Source organism: Desulfobacula sp., from assembly GCF_021107415.1.
Window position 1 is genome coordinate 1 of sequence record NZ_JAIOSW010000458.1, and the last position, 26342, is coordinate 26342.

The 26342-nt window shown below is 38.9% G+C and carries 19 protein-coding genes; 17 read left to right on the plus strand and 2 right to left on the minus strand.

Going from position 1 to position 26342, the window contains the following annotated elements; all coding sequences use genetic code 11:
• The coding region (locus K8S13_RS23025; RefSeq protein ID WP_291466069.1) for a hypothetical protein at window positions 1-350 on the minus strand (350 nt) is incomplete at its 3' end.
• Window positions 351-634: 284 nt separating this feature from the next.
• Here K8S13_RS23025 and K8S13_RS23030 point away from each other — a divergent pair.
• The 15 genes from K8S13_RS23030 to K8S13_RS23100 all read left to right on the plus strand — a co-directional run bounded on the left by K8S13_RS23030 (window position 635) and on the right by K8S13_RS23100 (window position 23136).
• Entirely contained in the window at window positions 635-1465 is an 831-nt protein-coding gene (locus tag K8S13_RS23030) for an ABC transporter permease (protein ID WP_291466070.1), read from the plus strand.
• A 73-nt stretch (window positions 1466-1538) separates the two neighbouring features.
• Window positions 1539-2867: a radical SAM protein gene (locus K8S13_RS23035; protein WP_291466071.1), complete on the plus strand. Its 1329-nt coding sequence runs from the start codon at window positions 1539-1541 to the stop codon at window positions 2865-2867.
• Between the two features lie 16 nt (window positions 2868-2883).
• Complete coding sequence (locus K8S13_RS23040) at window positions 2884-4164, plus strand: ABC transporter ATP-binding protein (protein WP_291466072.1); 1281 nt, start codon at window positions 2884-2886, stop codon at window positions 4162-4164.
• Window positions 4165-4213: 49 nt separating this feature from the next.
• Window positions 4214-7492 (plus strand): glycosyltransferase, encoded by a 3279-nt coding sequence (locus K8S13_RS23045; protein WP_291466073.1) that lies wholly within the window; start codon window positions 4214-4216, stop codon window positions 7490-7492.
• A gap of 14 nt (window positions 7493-7506) precedes the next feature.
• Window positions 7507-8901 carry an FAD-dependent oxidoreductase gene (locus K8S13_RS23050; protein ID WP_291466074.1) on the plus strand — a complete coding sequence of 465 codons (1395 nt, stop codon included), beginning with the start codon at window positions 7507-7509 and terminating at the stop codon, window positions 8899-8901.
• 91 nt (window positions 8902-8992) lie between these two features.
• Window positions 8993-9265, plus strand: coding sequence for a hypothetical protein (locus K8S13_RS23055; RefSeq protein WP_291466075.1), 273 nt, complete (start codon window positions 8993-8995; stop codon window positions 9263-9265).
• A gap of 293 nt (window positions 9266-9558) precedes the next feature.
• Window positions 9559-11223, plus strand: a complete 1665-nt coding sequence (locus tag K8S13_RS23060; RefSeq protein ID WP_291466076.1) for a glycosyltransferase — start codon at window positions 9559-9561, stop codon at window positions 11221-11223.
• Window positions 11213-14719, plus strand: a complete 3507-nt coding sequence (locus K8S13_RS23065) for a sugar-binding protein (protein ID WP_291466077.1) — start codon at window positions 11213-11215, stop codon at window positions 14717-14719. The genes K8S13_RS23060 and K8S13_RS23065 overlap by 11 nt, the downstream gene beginning before the upstream one ends.
• 42 nt (window positions 14720-14761) lie before the next feature.
• The gene (locus K8S13_RS23070; RefSeq protein WP_291466078.1) at window positions 14762-16189 is read left to right on the plus strand and encodes a glycosyltransferase family 2 protein; all 1428 of its coding nucleotides are present in this window, start codon (window positions 14762-14764) and stop codon (window positions 16187-16189) included.
• A complete protein-coding gene (locus tag K8S13_RS23075; protein ID WP_291466079.1) occupies window positions 16186-17685 on the plus strand; it encodes a hypothetical protein in 1500 nt (499 codons plus the stop codon). Before K8S13_RS23070 ends, K8S13_RS23075 begins: the two co-directional genes overlap by 4 nt.
• A gap of 48 nt (window positions 17686-17733) precedes the next feature.
• Window positions 17734-18489: a hypothetical protein gene (locus tag K8S13_RS23080; protein ID WP_291466080.1), complete on the plus strand. Its 756-nt coding sequence runs from the start codon at window positions 17734-17736 to the stop codon at window positions 18487-18489.
• Window positions 18490-18812: 323 nt separating this feature from the next.
• Window positions 18813-19580 carry a hypothetical protein gene (locus K8S13_RS23085; protein ID WP_291466081.1) on the plus strand — a complete coding sequence of 256 codons (768 nt, stop codon included), beginning with the start codon at window positions 18813-18815 and terminating at the stop codon, window positions 19578-19580.
• Between the two features lie 25 nt (window positions 19581-19605).
• The gene (locus K8S13_RS23090) at window positions 19606-20820 is read left to right on the plus strand and encodes a hypothetical protein (protein WP_291466082.1); all 1215 of its coding nucleotides are present in this window, start codon (window positions 19606-19608) and stop codon (window positions 20818-20820) included.
• A 13-nt stretch (window positions 20821-20833) separates the two neighbouring features.
• Window positions 20834-21406, plus strand: a complete 573-nt coding sequence (locus K8S13_RS23095; RefSeq protein WP_291466083.1) for a hypothetical protein — start codon at window positions 20834-20836, stop codon at window positions 21404-21406.
• Window positions 21403-23136 (plus strand): O-antigen ligase family protein, encoded by a 1734-nt coding sequence (locus K8S13_RS23100; RefSeq protein WP_291466084.1) that lies wholly within the window; start codon window positions 21403-21405, stop codon window positions 23134-23136. The genes K8S13_RS23095 and K8S13_RS23100 overlap by 4 nt, the downstream gene beginning before the upstream one ends.
• 69 nt (window positions 23137-23205) lie before the next feature.
• Here the strand turns inward: K8S13_RS23100 and K8S13_RS23105 are convergent, their stop codons facing one another.
• Window positions 23206-24249 (minus strand): hypothetical protein, encoded by a 1044-nt coding sequence (locus tag K8S13_RS23105; protein ID WP_291466085.1) that lies wholly within the window; start codon window positions 24247-24249, stop codon window positions 23206-23208.
• A 248-nt stretch (window positions 24250-24497) separates the two neighbouring features.
• Here K8S13_RS23105 and K8S13_RS23110 point away from each other — a divergent pair, with 248 nt between their 5' ends.
• Both K8S13_RS23110 and K8S13_RS23115 read left to right on the plus strand, forming a co-directional pair.
• Window positions 24498-25442: a glycosyltransferase gene (locus K8S13_RS23110; RefSeq protein ID WP_291466086.1), complete on the plus strand. Its 945-nt coding sequence runs from the start codon at window positions 24498-24500 to the stop codon at window positions 25440-25442.
• A gap of 4 nt (window positions 25443-25446) precedes the next feature.
• The gene (locus K8S13_RS23115) at window positions 25447-26223 is read left to right on the plus strand and encodes a glycosyltransferase family 2 protein (protein WP_291466087.1); all 777 of its coding nucleotides are present in this window, start codon (window positions 25447-25449) and stop codon (window positions 26221-26223) included.
• Window positions 26224-26342: the final 119 nt, after the last annotated feature.

Genomic DNA, 26342 nt, shown 5'->3' on the forward strand with positions numbered 1-26342 from the left:
CCTTGCTTCTGTATAGGGGTTGATGGATCAGAGTAATTATGCCCTGCTGAAAGGATACAGGTGTTTGGGCCAATCAGCACGTAATCCTCAATCTCAAGTCCTCCTTCTCCCGAAAGGTAGCATCCTGCATTGATCATCACATTATTTTTGATCATCATGTTTGCGTCAGGATTTTCCTGCATATCCCCAAGAACCATTCTGTTTCTCGAATAGATTCTGCAATCAGATCCAATATAGATTCCTCTTGTTTCATTTGCAGTACAATTGGAAATGACCACTTCCAAATCTGTATCAATAATTGTATTTGCACCAACCCGATCAATCAGGTTTAAGTCGGATGTATTATTCATATTCATTTTTACATTAAAAATCTATCAAATTGACCATTTTAAGCCTTTAGTAATTTTGGATTTATATAATTTTCATTGCAATTGCAAGATAAAAATCATATGTAAGGTCTGATTTTTTAGTGCACATTATACTTGAGGGTGTGATGTGTTCTAAAATAGTACAGAAGAAATAAAAGAGACAGGGAAATGGCATATAAAGGCATAAAAGGGATTTGTACGGCTCTGAGCTTGAGGATCAACCAATCTCCAAAAAATAAACCAGAAACAGATAAATAATTAAATCAATGAATTATTCGCTGGGATATTGCCTGAATCCATTTAAAATAATTAATCATCTGTGGAATCATCGCGGGCTTATTGCAAAGCTTTCAAAAAAAAATATTCTTGTCCGGTACAGGGGCTCCCTGCTTGGGATTGTATGGGCTTTTATACAGCCTTTGATACTGCTGGCGGTTTATACCTTTGTATTTTCTGTTATTTTTGAAGCAAAATGGGGACAGGAGCTTGACCAGGGACGGTTGTCTTTTGCTTTAGCCCTTTTTACCGGTATTTTAATTTTTAATATCATAGGAGATACCGTGAATGCATCTCCGGGGTTGATCCTGGGCCACGCAAATTTTGTGAAAAAGGTGGTGTTCCCTCTGGAAATCCTGCCGGTGGTAAAACTTATCGAGTCTGTTGTATTTTCTTTGTTTGGCCTGTCAGTACTTGTGGTTACAAAAATACTTTACACCCAGACTCTGAGCTGGACCCTGCTGTTGCTGCCCATTGTATGGCTTCCAGTCATTATGTTTACACTGGGATGTAGTTATTTTCTGGCTTCATTAGGTGTGTTTATCCGGGACATCGGTTCAATAATCGGTGTTGTTGTGACCATGCTCCTCTTTATGTCTCCCATATTCTACCCTTTGAAAGCTGTGCCGGAAAGCCTGAGGGTTTATTGCCAGATAAATCCCATAGCAGTATTTGTTGAGGATGCTAGAAGAGTGATTTTATGGGGTCAGACACCCGATTGGCCATGGTTTGCAATCTATTTTATAATTTCGGTGATTATACTTGTTTTGGGATTTACCTGGTTTATGAAAACCAAAAGAGCATTTGCGGATGTACTTTAAATAATAACGTCAAAAGATAAAATGATTATAGATGTTGTTGAGAAAAGTACAAAATAATTTTAGGAGTTTGAATGTGAAAGTATTATTTGTTTATATAAATCTGGAAACATACAATTTAAAACATTTTCCATCCGGAATAGGGATTCTTTCCGCAGTCGTTAAACAAAAAGGTCATTCAACCGATTGTTTGTATGTGGTTGATGATATGCAGGATGATTATATTCTTTCCTATATCGGCAAAACCAATCCGGATATTATCGCTTTTTCAGTTGTCACCCATCAGTGGCCTCATGTGAAAAGATGTGCTGCTTTGATCAAAACAAAATTTCAGGCCCCTATTATTTGTGGTGGCCCCCATGCTACATTAAATCCGGAAGAGGTTATTGCCGATCCCAATATCAATCTGCTTTGTGTGGGCGAAGGGGAGTATCCCCTGGCAGACTTGCTGGAGCGTATGGGCAACGGAGGGAATCTTGCAACGATTCCCAATATCTGGGCAAAAAATGAACAGAGTGATATTTTTAAGAACGAACCCAGATTCTTGATCAATGACCTGGATACGATTCCATTTCCCGATAGAGATCTTCTACCATTCCAGGAAATTGTAAACAGTTGCAAGACTGAACCGGTCATCATTTCGTCCAGGGGGTGTCCTTATAGTTGTACTTTTTGTGCCAACACTGCATTCAAGGCCATTTACAAGGGAAAAGGAAGCTGGGTCAGACAGCGGAGTCCGGAAAATGTCATGGAAGAAATACGGGAACTTAACGATAACTATACCATCAATACCTTAAATTTTTATGATGATTATTTTGGATACAATAGAAAATGGATTAAAATTTTTTGTGAGCTATATCAAGCAGAATTCGGATTTCCGTTCGGTTGTTTTATCCGCGCTGAAACCATGGACCGGAAGACATTTCATCTGATGGCGAATGCCGGCCTTTCTTTGATTTATATTGGTCTTGAGTCAGGCAATGAGCATCTTCGGCGAAAGGTGATGAACCGGAAGGTTTCCGACGAAAGAATCATTGCTGCATGCAGGGATGCCCAGGCAGAGGGAATTCAGGTCTGGACATATAACATTGTTGGTATTCCTGGTGAAACTGTTGAAACAATAGAGGAAACCATGGAATTGAACAGGATAATTAATCCGCATTTTGTCAGTGTTTCTTTGTTTCAACCATTCCGAGGAACTAAACTTTATGATGAATGTGTTGAAAAAAAATATTTTTCAGGTATAACCGAATCAAAGAATTATTATGATGATTCAAGTTTGAATCTGCCGACAATTACACATATGGATTTGATCACTAAATTTAAAGAGTTCCAGGCCCTGGCCAATGAGATTCGGTTGGCCCATGAAAAGAAGGGTGAAAAGATCTTTTTAGCAGATATATAAAAGAGCAGGCTTTTATATGAATTTACCAATTCATGTTGAAAATCTTTCCAAGATTTACAAGCTGTATGATGATCCTTCAGGACGGCTCAAAGAAGCCTTGTTCAGGGGAAGGAAGAAATTCCATCGAAAATTTACAGCTCTCAAAGATATTTCATTTTCCGTGGGAAAAGGGGAGACCATTGGTGTCATTGGAAAAAATGGTTCCGGAAAGAGTACACTTTTACAGATTATTGCATCAATCGTGACCCCGACTTCAGGTACCATTGAAGTCAATGGAAGGATTTCTGCACTTCTTGAACTTGGAAGCGGATTTGATCCTGAATTTACCGGAAGAGAGAACGTATATCTAAATGGGTCAATACTCGGTATTAAGCATGAAGAAATATCAGCCAGGTTTGATGACATTGAAAAGTTTGCCGGGATTGGTCATTTTATTGACCAACCTGTAAAAAATTATTCAAGCGGTATGTATGTAAGGTTGGCTTTTGCCACTGCTGTGAATGTTGATCCTGATATACTGCTTGTTGATGAAGCCCTGGCTGTGGGAGATATATATTTTCAGCACAGATGCATGGCCAAAATAAGGGATTTCCAGGAACACGGAAAGACCATTTTTTTTGTTACCCATGACACCGGGGCCATCGTTAAATTATGCACAAAGGCGATACTGCTTGACAAAGGAGAGATGATTTCCATAGGACAGCCTGATGATGTGGTTCAGGAATATTACAGGATTATCTGGAATGGCGAAGAAGACAATTGTGAAAAGGATGGTTCTGTCTTAAATGAAAATGATGATAAAAAAAATCAGGACTGCAGCCTTGATAATTTTGAAAAAATTAAACACTTTGATAACAGGTTCGGCAATGATAAGGCAAAAGTCATTGGATTTACAGTGACTGATTTTGAAGGTAAAAAACGTGATACCTTTAAAGTCGGTATGAAAATAAGATTGTCTTTGCATATCAAATGTTTTGAAAATATTGAAATGCCCATGGCAGGATTTATAATTAAAGATCTTCTAGGCAATGAATTGATCAAAACCAATAGTGATACGGATAATGCTTTAAAATCATGCCGTGCCAATAGTACTTTAAATGTTACATTTGTTTTTTCCATTCCCCAACTTCGGTCAGGCAGTTATTCAATTTCGGCAGGATTTGGTGAAGGCACCATTGAGAACCATATCGTATATGACTGGCTCGATAATTTTACAGTCTTCACACTTGACAGTCCTGAACTTTCATATGGGATGCTGGATATACCTGTGAAAACAGAAGTTACGACCTATGAGTAAATTGAATCTTAACGGATATAAAAATTTTTAAATTGGGTGAAAAACGGTTTTGGCAGATTTAAAATATAATTATGAGTTAGATCTTGAAAACAAAGACTCTTCCCATACAAAAATATTGGAAATGGTGGGTAAGGGCAGTTATGTTCTTGAGCTTGGCTGTGCATCCGGTTATATGACCCGTTACATGAAAGAAGAATTAAACTGCCGGGTTGTATGTATTGAAATTGATAAGGATACTGCAGGCCTTGCTGCACCGTTTTGTGAAAAAATGGCAATCGGTGATGTGGAAATCCTGGATTTTAAAAAAATCGGCCTGAATAACATATATGATATTATTATCATGGCTGATATTCTTGAACACCTGAAAGATGCCAAAAGGTTATTGGTTAAATTAAGGGAATATTTATCGCCTGAGGGTTTTTTATTGATATCCATCCCCAATGGGGCTCACGGTTCCGTGGCACTGGAATTTCTCGACGGAAAAGTTCAGTATCGTGATACAGGCCTGTTGGACAACACCCACCTGCATTTTTTTGATAAAGACAATTTTACCCGGATGATGGACAATGCAGGATACCTGGTTTCTCATCTGGACAGGGTCATTGTCCATCCAAAAGATACCGAACTTAGGACCCAGTGGGAAAAATATCCAAGACAAGTCACAGCCTATATCGAGAAAGTTAATCCGGAGTTTCAAACTTATCAGTTTATTATTAAGGCTTTTCCCGCAACTGTCGACGGGTGGAAAAAAGGTCTCGAAGATGCAGCACGATCACAAAGACAGATTCGTCTGGACATTGAAAGCAAGATGGTTTCAATCCAAAAGGATCTTGACTGGCATAAAAAGGAGATCCAAAGACTTAACAAGGAACTTGTTGAAAAAGAAGAAAAGTATCATCAAGTATTATCCGACGAGAAATCAAGATTAGAAACTGAGATTCATACACTCCATAAAGAATACAAAATTGAAATAGATCGGTTTAATAAGGAACATAATCAGACAATAAACCTGCTTAACAAAGAATATAAAGATGACCGGACTGTCTATGAAGATGCAGTAACCCGCCTGGAAACTGAGATGGAAAACGTTCACTCAGGTTACCAGGCTGAAATCAAAAGGCAGCAGCAGGAAATTAAAAAAAGAATCCTATCCTGTGAAACTGTTAAAAATGATTTTCAGTATATTCAGGCCCATGCCCATATCATTCAGGAACAACTTGATGTCATCCATCACTCCCTGGCATGGCGCATGCTTCAAAAATACAGATCGTTCATTGATAAGCTGATGCCGGAGAATACAAAGTCAAGAAGATGTTACAGGCTTTCAATGCTCGCCCCTTTGGTATTGTTTAAAGAAGGTCCCGTTTCTTTTGCAAATAAGATTATTAAACGGTTGCCCGGATTGCCCCAAAAAAAAGATGCCGTCAGGTACGATTTAACCTTTGTACAACAGGATGAAATTATCATCAGTATTGTTATACCGGATTACAATAAAGTTGAATATACTTACAAATGCCTGAAATCCATTGTCGAAAGTTCAGATACCAGGCTTTCCTATGAAGTGATTGTGGTTGACAATGCATCTTCGGATACTACGCCAAAGCTTTTAAAGGAGACAAAAGGTCTTGTTGCTATTATCAATAAAGAAAATAAAGGGTTTGTAGAAGCTTGCAACATTGGAGCCGGACATGCAAAAGGTCAGTATATTCTTTTTCTAAATAATGACACTGAAGTCACTTCACACTGGCTTGACAAAATGCTTGAACCTTTCAAAGCTGATGAGAAGGTTGGAATAACAGGGGCCAAATTGCTATACCCTGACGGGAGTCTTCAGGAAGCGGGAAATATCATCTGGCAGGATGCCACCGGGTGGAATTACGGCCGTGGGGATAACCCGGATCTGCCGGAATATTCCTATAAAAAAGAGGTGGACTATTGTTCCGGGGCCTGTTTGATGATCCCAAAGAAGTTGTGGGAAAAGGCCGGCGGGTTTGATATGAGGTATGCACCGGCATATTATGAAGACACCGACCTTTGCTTCACCGTAAGAAAAATGGGGTATAAGGTTATATTCCAGCCGGAAGCAAAAGTGATTCACCATGAAGGTGTCTCAGCCGGAACAGATATCAACAAGGGGGTTAAGAAATTCCAGCAGGAAAATAATAAAAAATTCTTAAAAAAATGGAAAGAAATTCTTAAGAGCCAGCACTATGAAGGCCCTGAAAAACTTTTTGATGCACGGCAGAGATATAGCGGTAAAACCATCCTCGTGGTAGATCATTATGCGCCTACATTTGACAAGGATTCCGGATCCTTAAGAATGTTCAGTATTTTAAAACTTCTTGTGAGCTTAGGTAATAAAGTAATTTTCTGGCCTGAAAACAGAGCCTTTAATGAGTATACAAAGCATCTTCAGAGAATTGGAGTTGAAGCCCTTTATGGAAATGTCCGATTTGAGGAATATCTTCAGACTAATGGTCAATATCTTGATTTGATAATATTTTCCCGTCCCCATGTTGCCATTAATATGATTTTTTCTGCAAAAACCTATACAAATGCCAGGATCATATACGATACAGTGGATCTGCATTTTTTAAGGGAGCAAAGAAAATCCAGGTATGATTCAAATTCTGATTCTCATTATTGGAAAAAGATTGAATTTTTTCTTGCAGATATGGCAGATGAGATCCTTGTTGTCAGTGATGTGGAAAAAAAGATCCTGGAAAAAGAAGGCTATGAGAATAAAGTTTCTGTTATCACCAATGTTCATGAAAATATGGGATGTAAACTACCTTTTGAAGACAGGAAAGGACTTTTATTTATCGGCGGATTTTTTCATTCCCCCAATGAAGATGCTATGCTCTGGTTTATTGAACGAATTTTTCCGAAAATAGAGCAGGCTATCAAAGGCATTACATGCAGTATTGTGGGAAGTCATCCCACAGATGCAGTCAGATCCCTTGCAGGCGAAACTGTTTATGTAACAGGATATATTGAAGATGTAACACCCTATTTTGAGAATAGCCGGGTGTTTGTGTCACCGTTAAGATACGGGGCCGGGGTAAAAGGCAAAATCGGTCAGAGCCTTTCATTCGGACTGCCGGTTGTGACTACGTCTGTCGGCGCCGAAGGCATGGGCTGTATCGACGGTCAGAATATACTTATAGCTGAAGATGAGGACGAATTTGTTCAAAAAGTGATAAAGCTGTATCATGATCAACAACTATGGCAGAAACTATCGGTTAATGGAATGGAGTTGATACAAGAAAGGTTTTCACCGGAAGTGATTAAAAAGGGTTTGGACAGTCTTTTGAGATCAGTAAATTAGAAATAGGTAAATTAATGAGAATTGTTATTCTGGGAGGCGGGCCCACAGGTCTTGGCGCGGCATGGCGTTTGAATGAACTTGACCATGATGACTGGGTGATATGCGAAGCAAATGATTATTGGGGAGGGCTTGCAGCTTCATTTCAGGATGACCGGGGATTCGTATGGGATTTTGGCGGACATGTCCTTTTCAGCCATTATCAGTATTTTGACACTGTCATGGACACACTCTTTAAAGCATCAGACGGATGGCTTGTTCATAACAGGGAAGCATGGATCTGGATGCAGGATCGGTTTGTTTCCTATCCATTGCAGAATAATATCCATAAATTGCCGGAACAGGTATACTGGGAATGTCTGGAAGGTATTATTGATATTCAAAATACTGGTTCTCAAAAAAAACCAAAGCATTTTGGCCAATGGATTCAGGCCACCTTTGGGCAGGGCCTGGCCAAGTGGTTCTTAGATCCGTACAATTATAAAGTATGGGCATACCCAACCGATCATCTTGGCTGGTCCTGGGTGGGTGAACGGGTTGCACCGGTGGCGTTAAAACAGATATTGAAAAATGCTGTTTTTCAGAACAATGATACCCAATGGGGGCCCAATTCTAGATTCAGGTTTCCTGCCAATGGCGGAACAGGGGCTATCTGGAAGGAAATTGCTTTAAAACTCCCCCCAAAAAAGGCCCGGTTAAATAAGAAAGTTGTGGCCATTGATACAAAAAAGAGAGTGGTGAGTTTTTCCGACCAAAGGACTGAAAATTATGATATCCTTTTAAATACCCTGCCGCTAACTGATTTTATCAGGCTTGCGGATTTTGAAGGGTCTTTAGCAAAAGTGCCTGTATTGAAATATTCCTCCACCCATGTTGTAGGGCTTGCCCTTAAAGGGAAAACTCCTGAGACACTTGCATCCAAGTGCTGGATCTATTTTCCGGAAAATAATTGTCCCTTTTACAGGGTGACTGTTTTCAGCAATTATTCACCCAATAATGTCCCTGATATCGGGTCGCAATGGTCTTTAATGTGTGAAGTCAGTGAAAGCAGCATGAAAAAAGTCGATGCGTCAACCGTTGTGGAAGATGTTATCCAGGGAGCACTGAATACAGGTCTTATCCGGGATCGTAAAAGCATTGATCATACCTGGTATCGTTTTGAGAAAAAGGCATATCCCACGCCTTCAATCACAAGGGATGAATATCTGGTGCCTTTGTCGACAAAGCTTTTTGAAAATAATATTTATTCGCGGGGCAGGTTCGGTGCCTGGAAATATGAGGTCGGGAATATGGATCATTCATTCATGCAGGGAGTTGAGTTTGTCAACACCTGTATGGGGTATGCCGAAGAAATAACACTCTGGTATCCTGATATTGTGAACAAACCGCATCCGGGCGGCAAAAAAAGATAAGGCATCCATAATTTTTTTTCTTGCCATGTTTCATGATAGCATGATATTATGATTTCATAATCTAACTATAAGATTATTTGGGAGGATAAAAATGACTTCACTAAAAACCATTGGTAATAGCGGTCAAATTACTCTTGGAAAGGAATATGCCGGCAAACAGGTGGCTGTTGATTTAATTGAGCCTGGAGTATGGGTTATTAAAACAGGACAATTTATTCCTGATAATGAAAAATGGCTGCACACGGCAATTGTAGAAAAAAAATTAAAAACTGCTGTTTCATGGGCAGAAAATAATATTCCCCGGGGAATTGATTTAACAAAGCTTGAACAAATTATTGAGAACAATGAACCCCATTCTTCTTGATCTTAATAATCCACAATTCCAACAGGATTTGTTCAGACTTTCAAAGAGAGAGCAAACTGCCCTGTTAAAATCATTAAAAAAAATGTCTCAAATGTCATGGTCACAGCTATATTCAGATAAAGGATTTAATTGGGAAAAAATAATTTCCAAACAGGGACCGCATGGGAAGCCTATTTATACCATTAGAATCGGCAAAAGTTTTCGAGCAATTGTTTTCAGAGAGGAAAATTGGATAAGATTCCTCACCCTTCATCCTGACCATGATTCTGCATATCATTAGTAAAAAAAAGATAATGAAACTTGTGTTTGACCGGATTTATTCAAAGATAGCAATCTATAAAAAGAGAATACGTGTTCTAATAACGTTTTTCCCTCCCTGGCCTTTAATCTCTGTTTTAATGCCTGTTTATAATACCAAACCTGAAATATTGCGGCGCAGCATAGAATCGGTTCTTAATCAAAAATATTTGAGATGGGAACTTTGCATAGTTGATGACGGATCTACTGATGTAAATGTTATTAATATTCTTGAATATTATGTACAAAAATCATCCCGTATTAAACTATTATGTAAAAAAAACAATGAGGGGATTGCCGCCACAATAAATAAAGCGGCCCAAATGGCAAAGGGAAAATTTATCGGAGTCCTTGACCATGATGATGAATTGGAACCGGATACCTTGCTTGAATACGCAAATTTTATTATTCATCATCCTGATGCAGATTGTATTTATTGTGACGAAGATAAAATCGACAAACATGGAAAATTTTGTGATGCCTGGTATAAGTCGGACTGGAATCCTGATCTTGCCTTGTCTTTTAACTATGTTATGCATTTTGCAGTATACAGGCAAAAACTTTTTAAGCTGATCGGGGGAGTTCGAGAGCTGTGTGAAGGTTCCCAGGATTATGATCTATTACTCCGTTTTTCTGAAATTACCGACAGAATATATCATATCAGTAAAATTCTTTATCATTGGCGTATGGGAGAATCATCAACCGCATTAAAACCTGAGACCAAACCTGAAATATTTGAAAAGGGACTGTGGGCACTGAATGATGCACTGAGACGAAGAGGGATTAGTGGTGTTGCGGTTCATGCACCAGATGCCTGGTTAGGAGTGTACAGGGTGAACCGAAGTATTGTTAAATCTCTGTCATGTTCCATCATTGTGAGCTATAGGGGAAGTGATAACGGACTTTTTCGTCTGATGGAAAGTATTAGAAAGAATATTAAATCCTTTGCCTGTGAAATAATTATTTGCCCTGATTCTTACTATGATATGAAAAGCTTGAACTTTATTAATAAGTATAATAATGTCAAAATTATTAAAACTGAAGAGTCAATGTCTGTTCCAAAAACCTACAATGTCGGAGCAGAAGATGCAACAGGGGATATACTTTTTTTTGTTGATGACTCAATTGAGCTTGTTTCAAAGGAAAGCTATACTTGCCTTTTTGAGCATATCCAAAGGGATGAAGTGGGAGCTGTAGGTGGAAAAGTTTATTATAACAATAAGCTTATTGAACATGCAGGCATTATCTTTGGTCCCTTTAATATTATGGGCTATGCACACAGGGCAACGCCGGATGATCCCGGCTATGTGGGATTGAAAAACATGATTGGAAATTACAGTGCTGTTATGGGTCTGGGCATGATGACCCGTAAATCCGTCTTTGATACTATGGGGGGATTTGATGAAAAATTTGAAAGAGCATATTGGGATGCAGACTATTGCCTTAGATTACGAGATAAAAAATATCTCATAACTTATACGCCTTATGCAAAATTAATTCACAACATACCTGTAAAATTATTAGAAGAAATGGTTATTGAGCCTGATGCGTCCCTGTTTAGGGAGAAATGGCAGCATATTATTGATAATGACCCGTTTTTTAATATTAATTTTACCAGGAAACTGGAAAATTTTACTTGGGAGAGGACTCATGAAAATTAAAGTGATTATGTTATCAGTGCTTATTATTATCATTTCATCCAACATTGCTATGGCTAAGTATGATTTTTTCGGGCGATTCATACCCCAGGGTACACCTGTGGTTGATGGTAAAATAGTTCCGGGTGAATGGGATGCAGAAGAATCTGTTACCCTTTATAAATTTTTTGGTGAAGATGCTCAAATTAAGATATATCTTCTGTGGGATGCTAATAATCTTTATCTGGCAGCAGATGTTGAAGATTATGAACTCTGGGTGGATGATTATAATGCTTCAACACCATGGGTGAGTACCTGGGATGATGATGCCTTTAAATGGGAGATTGATCCGGGGTACAGCCGGGATGAATATTTTCAATTGGATGACAGGGTTTTTGCCGTTAATGCCGATGGGTCGGCATGGCGGTTTGATAAAGGTGACGGTGCCGGTGGTACCACTGGTGCAGATCAGATTGCTTCTTTATCGGTTGCTGCAAAATATTCAGGCACCCTGAACGATTATACATTTAAAACCGTCACATCTCAAAATCATAAAGATTCAGGATATGTGGTAGAAGTTGCCATACCCTGGGTTAATATTTTTGGTTCAAGCGCTTCTTCTGCTCCTTCGGACGGATATTCCCTGGGTATGAATTTTACATCCATTGAAGATGATACCGGCGGTTCCATGGATCCCGAATATTACAAAATATGGAAGAGGGTGTATGATGAAATTACAAGATTTATGGGAGAAGAGGGAATTCCCGAGAACTGGGCCGAGTTCGTAATCTCTTCACAAAGTGATAGTGTGGCCCCGACCACAATAGCGAATTTAAGTGCAGGCAATACAAATGCTTTTTCCACATTATTGTCACTGACCGCCACAGGTGATAATGGGAACCAAGGGTATGCCAAAGCGTATGATATCAGGTATTCAACATCTTCAATAAGCTCAACCAACTGGAACAGCGCAACTATATATAAAAACAATTTCAGGCCGCAGAAATCAGGGAAATCCGAATCTTTAAAAATTATTGGTTTGTCACCAGGTACGAAATACTATCTCGGTGTAAGGGCTGTTGATGAAAGAGGAAATGCATCTGATATTGCAATGGTCTCCTTTACCACTTCAGCAGCGGATTCCACAAGTGACAAAGGGTATTTAACCGTTGATCCCGGGCAGCGCTATTTAACATGGGAAAACGGGACGCCTTTAGTTGTCATTGGTGACAACCAGGGTATGCCCTGGCCCCATATCAGGACTTTTTATAATGGAAATATGTGGGATGAAACCCAAAGCAAGTATCGCAATTTTTATACTGAAGAAGGACCTGCCGATGGAAGACAATATCTTGAAACCTTAAGCAATTACGGAGTGAATACGCTGAGAGTTATGCTGGAGTCTTATGATATTTCAAATCCGGTTTATCTTTTCTCAGATGTTTCACAAGGTGCTTCAAATATTCAATATAATTCAAACACCCTTGAGTTTTTAAAGGATTTCATGGATGCATGTGCAGATTACAATATTAATGTAATCATCGTGCCGTTTGATACATTTTATTATAAGGAAAAATGGTCAAAGGTACCTTTCAGCACACAAATGGGTGGTCCCATGTCGAGTTGTTCTGATTTTTTCAACTCTGATTATATTGACTATTTAAAAGCAATCCTGAAAAAGCTTGTTGATACGGTGGGGGATCGCAAAAATCTGCTGGCCTGGGATGTTGTAAATGAATTTGACAGCGATGATCCTGATTTCGGGTGGAACAGGGCAGATTTTGATGACCGTGAAGATATGGTTAATGCCCTTTGCGCTTATATGAAAACAATCGATCCCAATCATATGGTTTACAGCTCTTCGGTAAGATGGGATCCCAAATTCAATCGTCACCAGACACAGACCGGTGATGGATCTGCCATTGGATCTGATGCTGCAGTGGTGCTGAATAATTCCAATTTTGATTTTAATTCTACCCATGCCTATTATCACAATATCCGTGATCCCAATAATAATGATCCTAATAATAGTACCACGCCATATTTTACTTACCAGGTTGCAGATCTTGATAATACAATTGGTCCTGCTGTATGGATAAAACAGGGGATTCAATTTTACTATGCAAACAGCCTGACTCCTAAACCCTATTTTGATACTGAAGCCGGACCGATATATTTTTTTACCACAGGATATGATCAGTATTTTACCAGTGAGGATGATGATCAGTATTTTCATAATATGATCTGGGCCCATCTTGCTTCAGGTGAAGTCGGGACAGGACTCAGGTGGCCCGGAGAGGTGTTTGCCGACCATGCTTTGTCTGATCAGATGAGAAAATATCAAAAGGCTTTGAATAATTTTATTGCCTCCAATCTGAATTTTTCAGGTTTTCAGCCCGTCCAGATAGGAAGTGGAATACAAATTGCCAATATCAGTTCACCTGTTGTCAAGACCGGCATAACTGATGGAAACCAGGGGATTATCTTTCTGGTTAATGATGAAAGAAAGCAGACGAACGGTACGATCTCCGGTGCTCAAATAAATGTACCGGAACTTGCACCTCATACAACATTCAGCTTTGAATTCTGGGATTCCTACGATGAAACTAAAACAATAGCTGCAAGCTCTGTCTCAGTTAAGTCAGACGGTCAGGGAAAGGCTTTGGTTAGTGTTCCATCATTTTCAACTACCCAGGTCATTAAATTTTATAGAACAGATGCAAAGACCGTAAAAAAAGGTGTCCTGGTGACGGACGATCTGTGGATCAGGGCAGAAATCCAAACCGAAGAAAAAGGGGATATTGAAGCAGTATGGTATAAAGGCGGAGATGCTTATACTTCACGGGGAGACAGGGTTATATGGGGGTATTTCTATGCTGACTCCACTGATGTTTCCTGGGGAGACCTTAATAATCCCGAACTCTTTGTAAAAATATGGATAGATATCGGCGGCAGGGTGGATGTCAATTATTTTCATGTTTCCGTACCTGATATTAAGGTTTATTCAAATTATTATTATGATGGGATACCGGATGTTCAGGGTACATGCACAACAGATAAGCGATATATCCGTCAATATTATGAAAATGGAGAGAGTTATTCAGAGGAGCAGACAGAGAACGGGGAAGCTCCGTCAGGATATTCTCCCGCAGGAAACCCCGCAGGTTCTTCAGTTATCAATAGTTTGAGAATAGGTGCTATCATCAATACGGTTGAGACTGTCGGGGCAATCGAGGCTATCTGGTCGCAGGGAGGACAGGCAAGTACATCCCGTGGAGATCAGGTTGTATGGGGGCTCTTCTATGCTGACCCCACTGATGTTGCCTGGGGGAGCAGTGATAATCCTGAATTATTTGTGAAGATCTGGTTTGATGCAGGAGGTAGAATTGATGTTAATTTCTTCCATGTTTCCGTACCTGACATTGAAGTATATTCTGATTTGCCCAATGATTCAAAATATGACAATCAGGGTACTGCTATTACCCAAAATAGATATATAAGGCATGAATACTCGCAATAGACATGGTTATTAGCTTCTGGGTCAGGGATTAAAAATATACATATGGAATTAGATGCCCAATTTCCAATGGTTGATGTGGTGATTGTTACCTGGAATAAAAAAAATGATGTAGTCTCTTTATTGAAACAGCTTAATAATTTTGATTATCCTGATGACAAATTGAATATAACAGTTGTTGATAATCATTCCAGTGACGGGACTGCAACAACAATCAAGAAAGATTTCCCCGCAATTAATCTTATTATAAATGAAGATAATTTAGGAGGAGCCGGCGGGTTTAATACGGGGATGCGCTGGGTCCTGGAGAATAGGCCGGACACTTCATATCTCTGGTTGCTGGATAATGATGTTCAACTGGATAAAAAAGCCCTTAAAGAGCTTGTCGCCGTTATGGAAAATAATCCTGATGCTGCAATATGCGGGTCAAAAATAGTAAACATTGATGATTCCGATGATGTCATCGAAGTGGGCGCATTTATTGATTATAAAAAAGGTGGGGTCAAAAGTAATAGACCCGAAGATTATGAAAAATCATGTCAAAAAGATGTTTTTGAAGTTGATTACGTTGCGGCATGCTCCCTGCTGGCACGGGTTAATGCAGTAAAAAAACACGATATCTGGCACGAGGAATTTTTTATATACTGGGACGATATGGAGTGGGGTGCACGTTTTAAAAAAGCCGGTTACAAGGTATTGGCATCCAATAGATCAATAGTGTATCATCCAAGCTGGGTTGCAAGAACCATAGATAATTCAGCCATATGGAGAAATTATTACAGAACCCGAAATTCTCTATGGTTTTTTAATCATTATACTTCAGGATTTCAAAGATATATTCTTTTGACCAGGATTATCGCCAGATCAATGAGATGGGCTGTGGTTGCACTGCTTGAAGCGAATCCAATTCTATCAAACGCATATATAATGGGCATTACCGATTTTTTTCAAGGGAAATACGGCAAAAGGGCGATTGAGCTGCCAGAGTATGATTTAAATAAATATATGCAGAATTTTTCAAAGATATGTATGTGTATATTTATACCGGATGAAAAGATCGGTAAAACAGCAGAAAAATATTTTTATACTGTAAAAAAATATAAACAGGGGGTTAAAGTAATTGCTGTTGTTCCTGAAAAAGAAAAATACAGATGGGTGGATATTACAGGTCAGGATAATATTATAACCTTCAGCCAGAAAAAAAGCAGATTTGGTTCGCTCTTGGAAAAAGCAAAAATTATGCTTTTTTTAAAGAAAAAAAAATGGAACTTTTTGCTTTCCCCGCCTGTACCACCAAAGCTTGGTACGATATGGGGCAAAGATGTGGCAAGAATTGACTATGAAAATAATACCGTAATAATGATCGATAGGGTAGATACAAGATTTTTATGCAAAAGTCCGATTTACTTTATCCGTTATATCTTATGTTTGATTTTTAATTGTAACGGGATCCTTAAGGAGAAGAAATTATGAATAAATTATTTATCTTAGCATGTATCTTGTGGATGAATGGCATGATGGCATTGAACGGATACGCCTATGATTTGTCAGAATATCATCCCTTAATACCTGGCTCATCCTGGTGGTATGATTGTGCAGAATATGACAGCAGTGATCAAAAGACCGGATCATGGCGGGAAAAAAAGGTCCATGGAAACTATGAAACCTTTAATGGAGTTAAGACTGTACCTCAGGCATGGTATACTTCTGGTTATGCCAGTATGACCCTTGTCGATGAGCGGGATTTTTTATTATATGACTCAAGTTATTTTTACCTTTATGGCTTTGAGCAGGTGGGTAATCCTGACTGGAATGATGAACCTCTTGGCAAGTATATTTTTACTCCCCCACTCAGTTTTAAACGCAATATGGAAGTGGGGGAAACTTGGACCCATTCAAGCACTATGACTGCCCCCAACGGACAGTCAGAATCCGTTACCATGACGTTTACACTGGAGGGTTTTGAAGATGTGGAAGTGCCTGCCGGTAAATTTGACAATTGTATGAAAGTAAAAGCAGAGTTCTCAACTGAACCTGATGATACCGAATACTGGTGGTGGGCCAAAGGGATCGGCGAGGTAAAATCTGTTGATTGTGAAAGGGATGAAAATAATACCATAAAGGAAACCAATATTTCAGAATTAACTTCATACGTGCTTGACGGTACGGATTGGGGAGACTCCATCACACCAAGTGGTAATCTTGTTACATCCGATCTCTGGATCGGTGCTGTCATTATTACCGAGGAAAAAGGTCCCATTGAAGCGGTCTGGAAAAAGGGTGGTGAGGCCTCAACTTCACGCGGCGATCGAGTGATCTGGGGCCATTTTTATGCCAGTTCATCGGATGTGAGCTGGGGAAGCAGCGATAATCCCGACCTTTATGTTAAAATCTGGTTTGATGCCAACGGCAGGGTGGATATAAATTATTTCCATGTTTCCGTACCTGATATTGTCGTTTTTTCTGATTATTTTTATAACGGTGTCGTGGATGAGCAGGGAACAACCACTACTGACAGGCGTTATATCAGGCAATATTATGAAAACAGCCATAGTTATTCAAGCGAGCAAAATGAGGATGGCACTCCCATCGCCGGTTATTCTCAGACTGGGAATCCATCCGGTAATTTGACCATCAATGATCTCAGGATTGGTGCCATGATCAACACAGAGGAGAAGGGATTAATAGACGCTGTCTGGCGTCTGGGTGGGCAAACGACGACTTCCCGTGGTGATCAGGTAGTCTGGGGCCATTTTTATGCAGATCCTTCTGATGTGAGCTGGGGAAGCTCTGACAACCCCGATCTCTTTGTTAAGATTTGGTTTGATGTGAGCGGCAGGGTGGATGTCAACTATTTCCATGTTTCAGTACCGGATATCGAGGTTTATTCTAACTATCCCGATGATACAATGTATGATCAAAAAGGGACAACCATAATGACAGACAGGTATATTCGCCATGAATTTTAGTAGATTACGTGGGAAATAATTGTTTTAACACAAACAAAGGAGAAAAAATTGAAACGATTTAAATTATTATTTGTTGTTTTTGCCCTGTTTTTAGCATCAGTATCTATCTCATATGCAAGCAGCTACACAGTCACAACTGATCTTACTATCAGAGCCATCATCAATACGGTAGAAAAAGGTGCCATTGATGCTGTCTGGAGCAAGGGAGGAGAAGAGACAACCTCGTCCGGGGATAAAGTTATCTGGGGCTTTTTTTATGCAAGTTCTTCAGATGTAACCTGGGGCAGCGAGAACAATCCTGATCTATACGTAAAAATATGGTTTGACCATGGCGGCAGAATTGATGTGAATTTTTTCCATGTATCAGTTCCTGATATTGATGTTTATTCCGACTATTCAGGCAGCAGTACTTCAAACCAGCAAAGCACGACTACTATGGAGAACAGGTATTACAGGCATGAATACAACTCCAACACAGCGGCATGCTCAGATGTTTCGGGTGCCTGGAGTTGGAGCCAAACAGTAGATGCTACTGCTTGCGGAGAAGGTATTTATACAGAAACAGGAATCAATACCATTACACAGAATGGGTGTAATTTAGTTGGAGATGATGGTAGTTACGGAAGTATAAACGGCAATACGGCAACTATGACAAAAACCTGGTATGAGGAAGGTTACACTATTACGGGTATATATACTATGATTTATTCAGGAAATTCAGTTACCTGGACGGGAGCTTTGACCGCAAGTAGTCCATTTGGGGGGACCTGTACCGGTAGTTCAACAGGGTCCGGATCAAAATAATAATCGGAATCGTTCAAAATACTCCGGCATAAGGTCATATAGTTATACTATACGATCTTTGCCGGTTGCTGGACAAGCCCGGTGTATCTTTTTAACGGCCATACCAGCAAGACTGGAGCTTTGGAATATTTACATGCGTTGCCCCTGAGACAGGGGCTTTACCTATTGACTATCCAATCTCAAGTTGCTAACAATCTTAATCAAAATACAAGGCAAAGCCAAACATGTTGCAAGGTAGGGACAGAAAATCACGGATCGGATTTTATACTGGGCTTATCGGGCAATGACTGATTCCAGAAAGGAACAAGAAAAAGGAGAAAGAAATGAAACGATTTAAATTATTATTTGTTGTTTTTACCCTGTTTTTAGTATCAGTATCTATCTCATATGGAAGCAGCTATACGGTCACAACGGATCTTACCATCAGAGCCGTCATCAATACCGTAGAAAAAGGCGCCATTGATGCTGTCTGGAGCAAGGGAGGAGAAGAGACAACCTCGTCCGGGGATAAAGTCATCTGGGGCTTTTTTTATGCAAGTCCTTCAGATGTAACCTGGGGCAGCGAGAATAATCCTGATCTATACGTAAAAATATGGTTTGATCATGGCGGCAGAATTGATGTTAATTTTTTCCATGTATCAGTTCCTGATATTGATGTCTATTCGGTGTATTCCGGCAGCAGTACTTCAAATCAATATAGCACGACTACTATGGAAAACAGGTATTACAGGCATGAATACAACAGTAATGGCACTTCGTCCTCCGATTATTCCGGAACCTGGAACGGCACATGGAGTTCCCAGTATGGAACAAGCGGAGGACTCACTATCAACATTACCCAAACAGGTGAAAGCTACTCCGGGACTATGGATATTAAAAACACTGACTGCGGGGATGTATATGGTGTTTCAGTCAGCGGAACAATATCCAATAACATCATAACAGTGAATGCGTCCTACAATTGTGATGGTGATATTGCAACCCTCTCAATAACCTATGGAATAATTTCAGGCAACAATATTACCGGGCCGTATACTCAATATGTAAATGGATCTCTTTATGATGCCGGTACGTTTACCTTGTCAAAATAATATATAATCACAGGAAAAAGAGATAATGATAAAAAGAATTATATTACTTGGCTTTTTCTGGGTGTTGTTTTTTATGCCGTCATCCCTGGTATTTGGAAGCGAATACCAGGTTACAACTGAACTTTCAATCATGGCTGTTATCAATACCGTGGAAAAAGGTGCTATTGATGCAGTATGGAAAAAGGGCGGTGAAGAGACAACTTCGTCCGGGGATCAAGTCATCTGGGGCTTTTTCTATGCAAGCTCGTCAGATGTAACCTGGGGCAGCGAGAACAATCCTGATCTATACGTAAAAATATGGTTTGATCATGGCGGCAGAATTGATGTCAATTTTTTCCATGTATCAGTTCCTGATATTGATGTCTATTCGGTGTATTCCGGTAGCAGTACTTCAAATCAGTATAGTAAGACCACCATGGAGAACAGATATTACAGGCATGAATACGGTACAGGATCTGAAAATAATACCCAATACAGTGCATCTTACTTTCCAATAACTGCGGAAGACTCATGTGGGAAGGTAATAGCACCCTATTGGATCTATAAAATTAATGGAGGGAATCCCCTTTCAGTCTCTATGAACAATATTAACCTGGGCATGCAGTTTAGTGATCTTAGAGTTGATATCAATGCTTCCGGAACTAAAAGATCCGTAAAATTTAACGCCTCAGTTTCCGGGGATGCTACGGGTACCATTGATGTAAATGTAGACTCAGATCTTACTGCATCTGTCAGTACAACACTGATTCAAAACGAAGCGTTGACAATGGACATGTCTTTGTCGGTTCCGGGTGAATCTGTGACTGTTAAATTTTATATGAATATTATTTTTTCACCTGAAGCAGAATGGTTTCTTGACAGGGAAGATCTGGACACCTTTTCTGTTGGATATATTTTTAACGAGCAGAATATGGTAACTGCTACGATGGATGGGTATATTGATATATCAGGCTATGGAATAGAATATTTTGATAGCAGTGGCACCTCGGCTGAAATTTGGGAGATTTTAGCCAAAGATGAGATAGTTACCGTCAATGGAATAACATACCAGAATGTAATTAAAGTAGAACGTAATACTATTATACCGGATATGAACAGCACTAATGGAACCCAGGACATGACAATTATATATTGGGTTGCAAAGGGTATTGGCATGGTAAAGGGTATGGGTCAGTACTCAATTCTGGGTGAACAACTCAGCATTGAACTGACTGGAACAAATTTGATATCCAATAATTGATGGTTCCGGTAAGATGAAAATAAATAGGAATGGTTATATTTTTTTTCTGTATATTTTTCTCTCATATTTTTTTCTCAATCAATTTTACATTGGTAATGCAGGTGTTGAAGCTGATAAAGGACCAGTATTTTCCCTTGAATTGAAAAATACATCTTTCAATTTTTGCCTTGAAAAAATTTCCAAACTGTCTGGTTATGAAATTTTTGTAACAGGGGAATCTGTTGAGTATAAGATCAGTATCAATTTAAAGAATGTAACCATTGAAGAATCACTTACACGAATACTGAAGGGAATTAACCATGCAGTGAAATGGGATGATAATCACTGTAAAGTTACTCTCTTTTTATATGGTATTCCAAAAGCCCACAATAAAACGAAAAAATTCGCAGGATTACCGTCCATATTAAGTATTAAACCCGAGCCTGGTCTGCCAACACTCCAAATGCCAAATGAGTATCAGTCAGAAGGTTTTGAGGCAGGCAGAAGCAACAGGGACCATCTCCGGGACAGCAATTTGAATCTTAACGTTTCAGGAGCGAATACAACCTTTATCCAGGGAACCCCGACAGGGCATTTGGGCCCATGATCATAAACCAAAAATTTCTGGTTTTATGGACACTGATTATAGGTGTTGTTTTTATTATCCCTTATGCCTATCATCCTTTGACAATTGATCCTGTACTATCGCTTCGATTTAATATCTGGGCTGTTTTAACCTTTTTTCTTTTATTTCTTGTGACGTGTATAAAATCAAAAATAATCAAACCAGATCATTTTAATATTATCTCAAGGCCAATTTTTATATTTATGGCCTGTTTCGCCGTAATTGAGATTCTGTCTTTCACAAGATCGGTAAATTGGGCAGAAGCAGTTTTTGATTTGCAAAAACTGCTTCTTTTCTTTCTTTTTTTTTATGTGGTCTCGATTATTGCGGGTTTAAACAAAGACAATGTTTATTTAATTGCTAAAAGTGTTGTTGTTTCAGGGATAATTTTTTCCATCATTGGAATTTTAGACCTTTTCAACTATCGTCTCTATTCATTAATGGTAAATAAAAATCTTTTTTCTTCCTCTCTTTTTCTTATGTCTCCATTTGTACTTTTTGGCCTATTTAATTTTTCCGGTCTTTGGAGAATTTTGAGTTTGATATCTGCCATAAGTATACATTGCGCGATTTTTTTGACAGGAACACGGTCTGTCTGGCTGGCAATCGGTTTGTCCGCAGCCATTCTTGCCTGCACAAGCCTTTATTATAGAAATCATCGGAGAAATTATGTATTCAACAAAAAAATAATCAAAATCATTGCAATACCGGGCTTGCTTTTTATTGTAAGCTGCAGTTTTCTTTTTTTCATGGACCACTCTTCTTATTCTTCAGTTTTATCCACAAAAAATTTAGAAAAAAGAGTTGAACTCTGGAAAAATACAATGGATATGATCAAGGATAATTCTGTATTAGGTGTAGGACCCGGACAATGGAAAATTAATTATCCTCGGTATGGACATTTTGAAACAGGACAAAATGCATCCGGTCAAAAAACAGAAATAGTTTTTCAAAGACCGCATAATGACTATTTGGGTGTCCTTTCAGAATACGGTTTTCCTGGGTTCTTTTTTTTTATTGGTTTTTTTATAGTTATCATCTCATATAGTATAAAAATACTATCACATGATAATAGCGATAAAAGAAAATCATTTGTCCTGTTCATGGCATACGGCGTTATAGGATATATGGTGATAGCTTTTTTTAGTTTTCCAAGGGAAAGAATTTTCCATAGTACATTCCTTGCCCTTATTTCAGGTTCGATTTTTTCAATATATCACAGGTTATTCCCCCTGCTAAAAACAGACAAACGTTTGCCAATAAAAAGATTTCATCTTGGCATGATGGTTATGCTTGCCTTTTTTATAGTGGCTGGATTCATAAGAATGAATTCGGAAGTGCATGCAAGAAAGATGGTTCAGGCTGTGAAATCAGGCAAATGGGATATTGCCATATATGAATCTGATCTGGCAGAATCTTTATTTTATAACATGGATACGGTTTCAAATCCCATAACCTGGTACAGGGGGCTTGCCAATTTTTCATCAGGGCACATTGATGATGCAATAAATGATTTTAAAAAAGCGCTTTTATTACATCCCTGGCATATCTATTCCCATAATAATCTTGGTGTTTGTTATGCAAATACAGGTGATTTGAAAAAGGCCCGGACCTGTTTTCAGAATGCGATTTTAATCTCACCGGTTTTTAAAGACGCCCATCTGAATAAGCATGCCATCTTGCAATTTACCGAAAAGAAAACAGTCCGATAAAAAAAAGTTGAATAGCCAGAAAAGCAGAGCCAAGCCAATGACCCTGCCTTTTTGATTTATTATTTCATATTATTGTTTTGTAAATTCATGCCGTATATATCTATTATCCATTGTGGTTGTCCCTGTTTGATCATAGGAACCATCGTAGGGATAATCTGAATATACAACAATATCAGGAACAGAAACATGGAAATAGTTAACGTCTATTCTACCGCTTGGATCAAACCATATTTTAACATATAAATCAGGATTTGCTCCATCTCCCCAGGAGACATCGGAAGGATTTGCGAAAAAATGGCCATAAACCACAGTAGCACCGCTTGAAGTTACTTTTTCACCTGACTTGTTAAACACGGCATTAATGTCACCACCATCAGCCTCTATCACAGCCTTGATCCACAAGTCCGAGGTAGCAAGATACCCATTGTTTACAGATGCAGCATCTGAAAAAACCTTCATGTCATCGGCATATAATATGGTGACATCCTTGACTGTTCCTGAAACGGCACTACCAGCTGCCGGACCGGAAGTTATTTCGATGCTTCTCTCAATTGATGACAGGGGCAAATCAAGTTTTACTTTTGTCACAGCATCAATTTTGGAGGTATAAAAGCAGATATCATTTCCAATAACTCCCATTCCCACGGTGACATCTTCATTCATCTCCCACATATTTCTCCAATGCCCAAGTACGCCGTTTGCAAGCTCCTCAACTGTGGTTCCATCCGTAAGCCTTTCTCTAACTCTAAAGTACATCCGATGATCACCCTTGTATTGGGACACGCTAACTTCAGCCAGAATACGGTTTCCAGAAGATGTGGTGCCAATATATTTTCTTAACCGAATACCACTTTCATCTCCACTATAACTGCTTACATTTATTGTTGCCGTAATGCCGGATGCATGCTCAAAATATTTGGATAAACTTCCCCAAGCCCAGTCGTCAATAGAACCTGCTCCACTTACAGACACTGTGGAACCTGATACTGTAAACTGGACGTCACCCTGTTCAATAAATTCATCCCAGTCTGATAGGTTTTCAGCAGCATTTGACGACAAACAAACCATTAAGAACATTGCCAGAATTAAAACAATCCATCTGATTTTTTTCATTTCATTTTCCTTTAAAATTAATAATACGTTTTTTAAAAAATAGATTCCCTTATCGCTGGAACCCGGCTTTTTTTCAGACCGTGACCTTCCATCCCTGCCTCGCAGAAGGCTTAGCTTTGTCCTGGAGTCTGAATTTTTTTAGTAGATTAAAAAAGAATTGTCAATAGGGGAAAACCCCTACTTTTGGAATAAAAAAGGCTTGACCATTTAAAACCGTTAAAATAGAATCCTCCCTCAAAAGGGGAAAAATGATAATTAATGCCGTCATAGTAACGTATAACAGGAAAGAACTGCTGCTCAGATGTATTAAAGCTTTGCTTGGCCAGACCGTTCCGTTGACCGGTATTTATATCATCGACAATGCCTCTGTTGACGGTACAAAATGGTTCCTGCTTGAAAAGCGTATTATTGAAAAAACCGGCAATGAATACACAAAACAGATAAATAACACGAATATCCATTATTTTCGATTAAAGGAGAACAGTGGTGGTGCCGGTGGTTTTCATGTCGGAATGAAACTGGCATATCATGATAAACCCGATTATATGTGGATTATGGATGATGATGGTTATCCTTTAGACGGTTGCCTTGAAAAACAGCTGGAACTTACCGACAGATTTGATTATATTATGCCCATCAGTCTTGATACTGAAAAAAAGGATAAACTCACCTGGTTCATAAGAGACAGGCAGAAAAAATGGACCCGGTCTTATTTTAAACTTCGTTCTTCCTTTAAAAACAGGATCATGGAGTATGCAGTTCCTTTTAACGGTCTTTTGATGAGCCGCAATATCATTGAGCATGTCGGATGGCCTAAAAAAGAAATGTTTATATGGGGAGATGATTTTGAACATCAGTACCGGTGCCAAAAAGCCGGTTTTAAAACCATCACTGCATTGGATGCAATTTTTTATCATCCCGAGGACAAAGCAGACCACCAGAGAATTTTTTTTGGTAAAGTCCCGGTTAATTATTCAGAATCAAAATTAAGATTCACATGCCTGATCAGAAATAGTACCTATAATTACTGGCATTACAGAGGAAAGCATTTTATTTTAGCAAAATTTTTAATTTATACCTGGTTCTTCCTGATTAATAGGAAATTAGCATTCAAGGAATATATACATTATCTGAAGTGTGTTCTGGATGGTATTCAAGGTGATTTTAACAGACATAAACAGTTTTTAAGTTGATTTTATGATACAAAGCAGTTTAATTTCAATAATCATTCCCATGTATAATGGAGTTGATTTAATCGGAGAAACAATTGATTCGGTTATCAATCAAACTTATAAAGACTGGGAACTTATTATTATAGATGATTGCAGCTCGGACAGCGGGGCTGGTATTGCAAAAGTTGAAAAATACATGGCAAAAGAGCCTCGAATCAGGTTGATTTCCCTTTTAAAGAACAAAGGGTCTTCCGGAGCTAGAAACGAAGGAATCAGGGCTGCAAAAGGAGATCTTATTGCGCTCCTGGATGCGGATGATTTATGGTCTGAATGCTTTCTTGAAAAGCAGATTGATTTTATGAGGCTAAAAAATGCTGCCATTGTTTTTTCATCCTATAAACGTATTGATGAAGGCAATAAAAGGGAAAGGCTTACGCCGTTTATAGTTCCTGATAAGGTGAATTACAATAAAATATTGAAGTCTTTACCTATATTCCCTTCAACCGCAGTTATAGATATTAAAAAAATAGGAAAGTTCTACTTTGACGAGAGCATGGGCAGCATACGTGATGATTATGTATTCTGGCTTAATTTATTAAAAAATCATGTTGATTATGCCTATGGTAACAAGGAAGTGCTGGCCTGCTATCGCATGAGATCTGACTCGGTTACGGCAAATAAGCTCAAAGTGATAAGACCCCACTGGAATGTACTGCGAAATGTGGAGCAGATTCCTTTTTTGAAAAGTGTTTTTTATTTATTTTTATGGGCATGTACCAGTGTCTGGAAGTATAGCAGATAGCTAAGGGATATCTGCTTTGGATTTTGTTTTGACTAAGGGGTGTCTGGTAAGTATCCCGGCAGGGAAATAGAACAAGAATATTATAGACTATCGGTGGGAAGATCATTGAAGAATTACAG

Excerpts from the sequence above, each read along its gene's own strand:
- K8S13_RS23030 (WP_291466070.1), top strand. The coding sequence starts at position 635 with ATGAATTATTCGCTGGGATATTGCCTGAATCCATTTAAAATAATTAAT.
- K8S13_RS23040 (WP_291466072.1), top strand. The coding sequence starts at position 2,884 with ATGAATTTACCAATTCATGTTGAAAATCTTTCCAAGATTTACAAGCTG.
- K8S13_RS23050 (WP_291466074.1), top strand. The coding sequence starts at position 7,507 with ATGAGAATTGTTATTCTGGGAGGCGGGCCCACAGGTCTTGGCGCGGCA.
- K8S13_RS23055 (WP_291466075.1), top strand. The coding sequence starts at position 8,993 with ATGACTTCACTAAAAACCATTGGTAATAGCGGTCAAATTACTCTTGGA.
- K8S13_RS23060 (WP_291466076.1), top strand. The coding sequence starts at position 9,559 with ATGAAACTTGTGTTTGACCGGATTTATTCAAAGATAGCAATCTATAAA.
- K8S13_RS23065 (WP_291466077.1), top strand. The coding sequence starts at position 11,213 with ATGAAAATTAAAGTGATTATGTTATCAGTGCTTATTATTATCATTTCA.
- K8S13_RS23070 (WP_291466078.1), top strand. The coding sequence starts at position 14,762 with ATGGAATTAGATGCCCAATTTCCAATGGTTGATGTGGTGATTGTTACC.
- K8S13_RS23075 (WP_291466079.1), top strand. The coding sequence starts at position 16,186 with ATGAATAAATTATTTATCTTAGCATGTATCTTGTGGATGAATGGCATG.
- K8S13_RS23085 (WP_291466081.1), top strand. The coding sequence starts at position 18,813 with ATGAAACGATTTAAATTATTATTTGTTGTTTTTACCCTGTTTTTAGTA.
- K8S13_RS23090 (WP_291466082.1), top strand. The coding sequence starts at position 19,606 with ATGATAAAAAGAATTATATTACTTGGCTTTTTCTGGGTGTTGTTTTTT.
- K8S13_RS23095 (WP_291466083.1), top strand. The coding sequence starts at position 20,834 with ATGAAAATAAATAGGAATGGTTATATTTTTTTTCTGTATATTTTTCTC.
- K8S13_RS23100 (WP_291466084.1), top strand. The coding sequence starts at position 21,403 with ATGATCATAAACCAAAAATTTCTGGTTTTATGGACACTGATTATAGGT.
- K8S13_RS23105 (WP_291466085.1), bottom strand. The coding sequence starts at position 24,249 with ATGAAAAAAATCAGATGGATTGTTTTAATTCTGGCAATGTTCTTAATG.
- K8S13_RS23110 (WP_291466086.1), top strand. The coding sequence starts at position 24,498 with ATGATAATTAATGCCGTCATAGTAACGTATAACAGGAAAGAACTGCTG.
- K8S13_RS23115 (WP_291466087.1), top strand. The coding sequence starts at position 25,447 with ATGATACAAAGCAGTTTAATTTCAATAATCATTCCCATGTATAATGGA.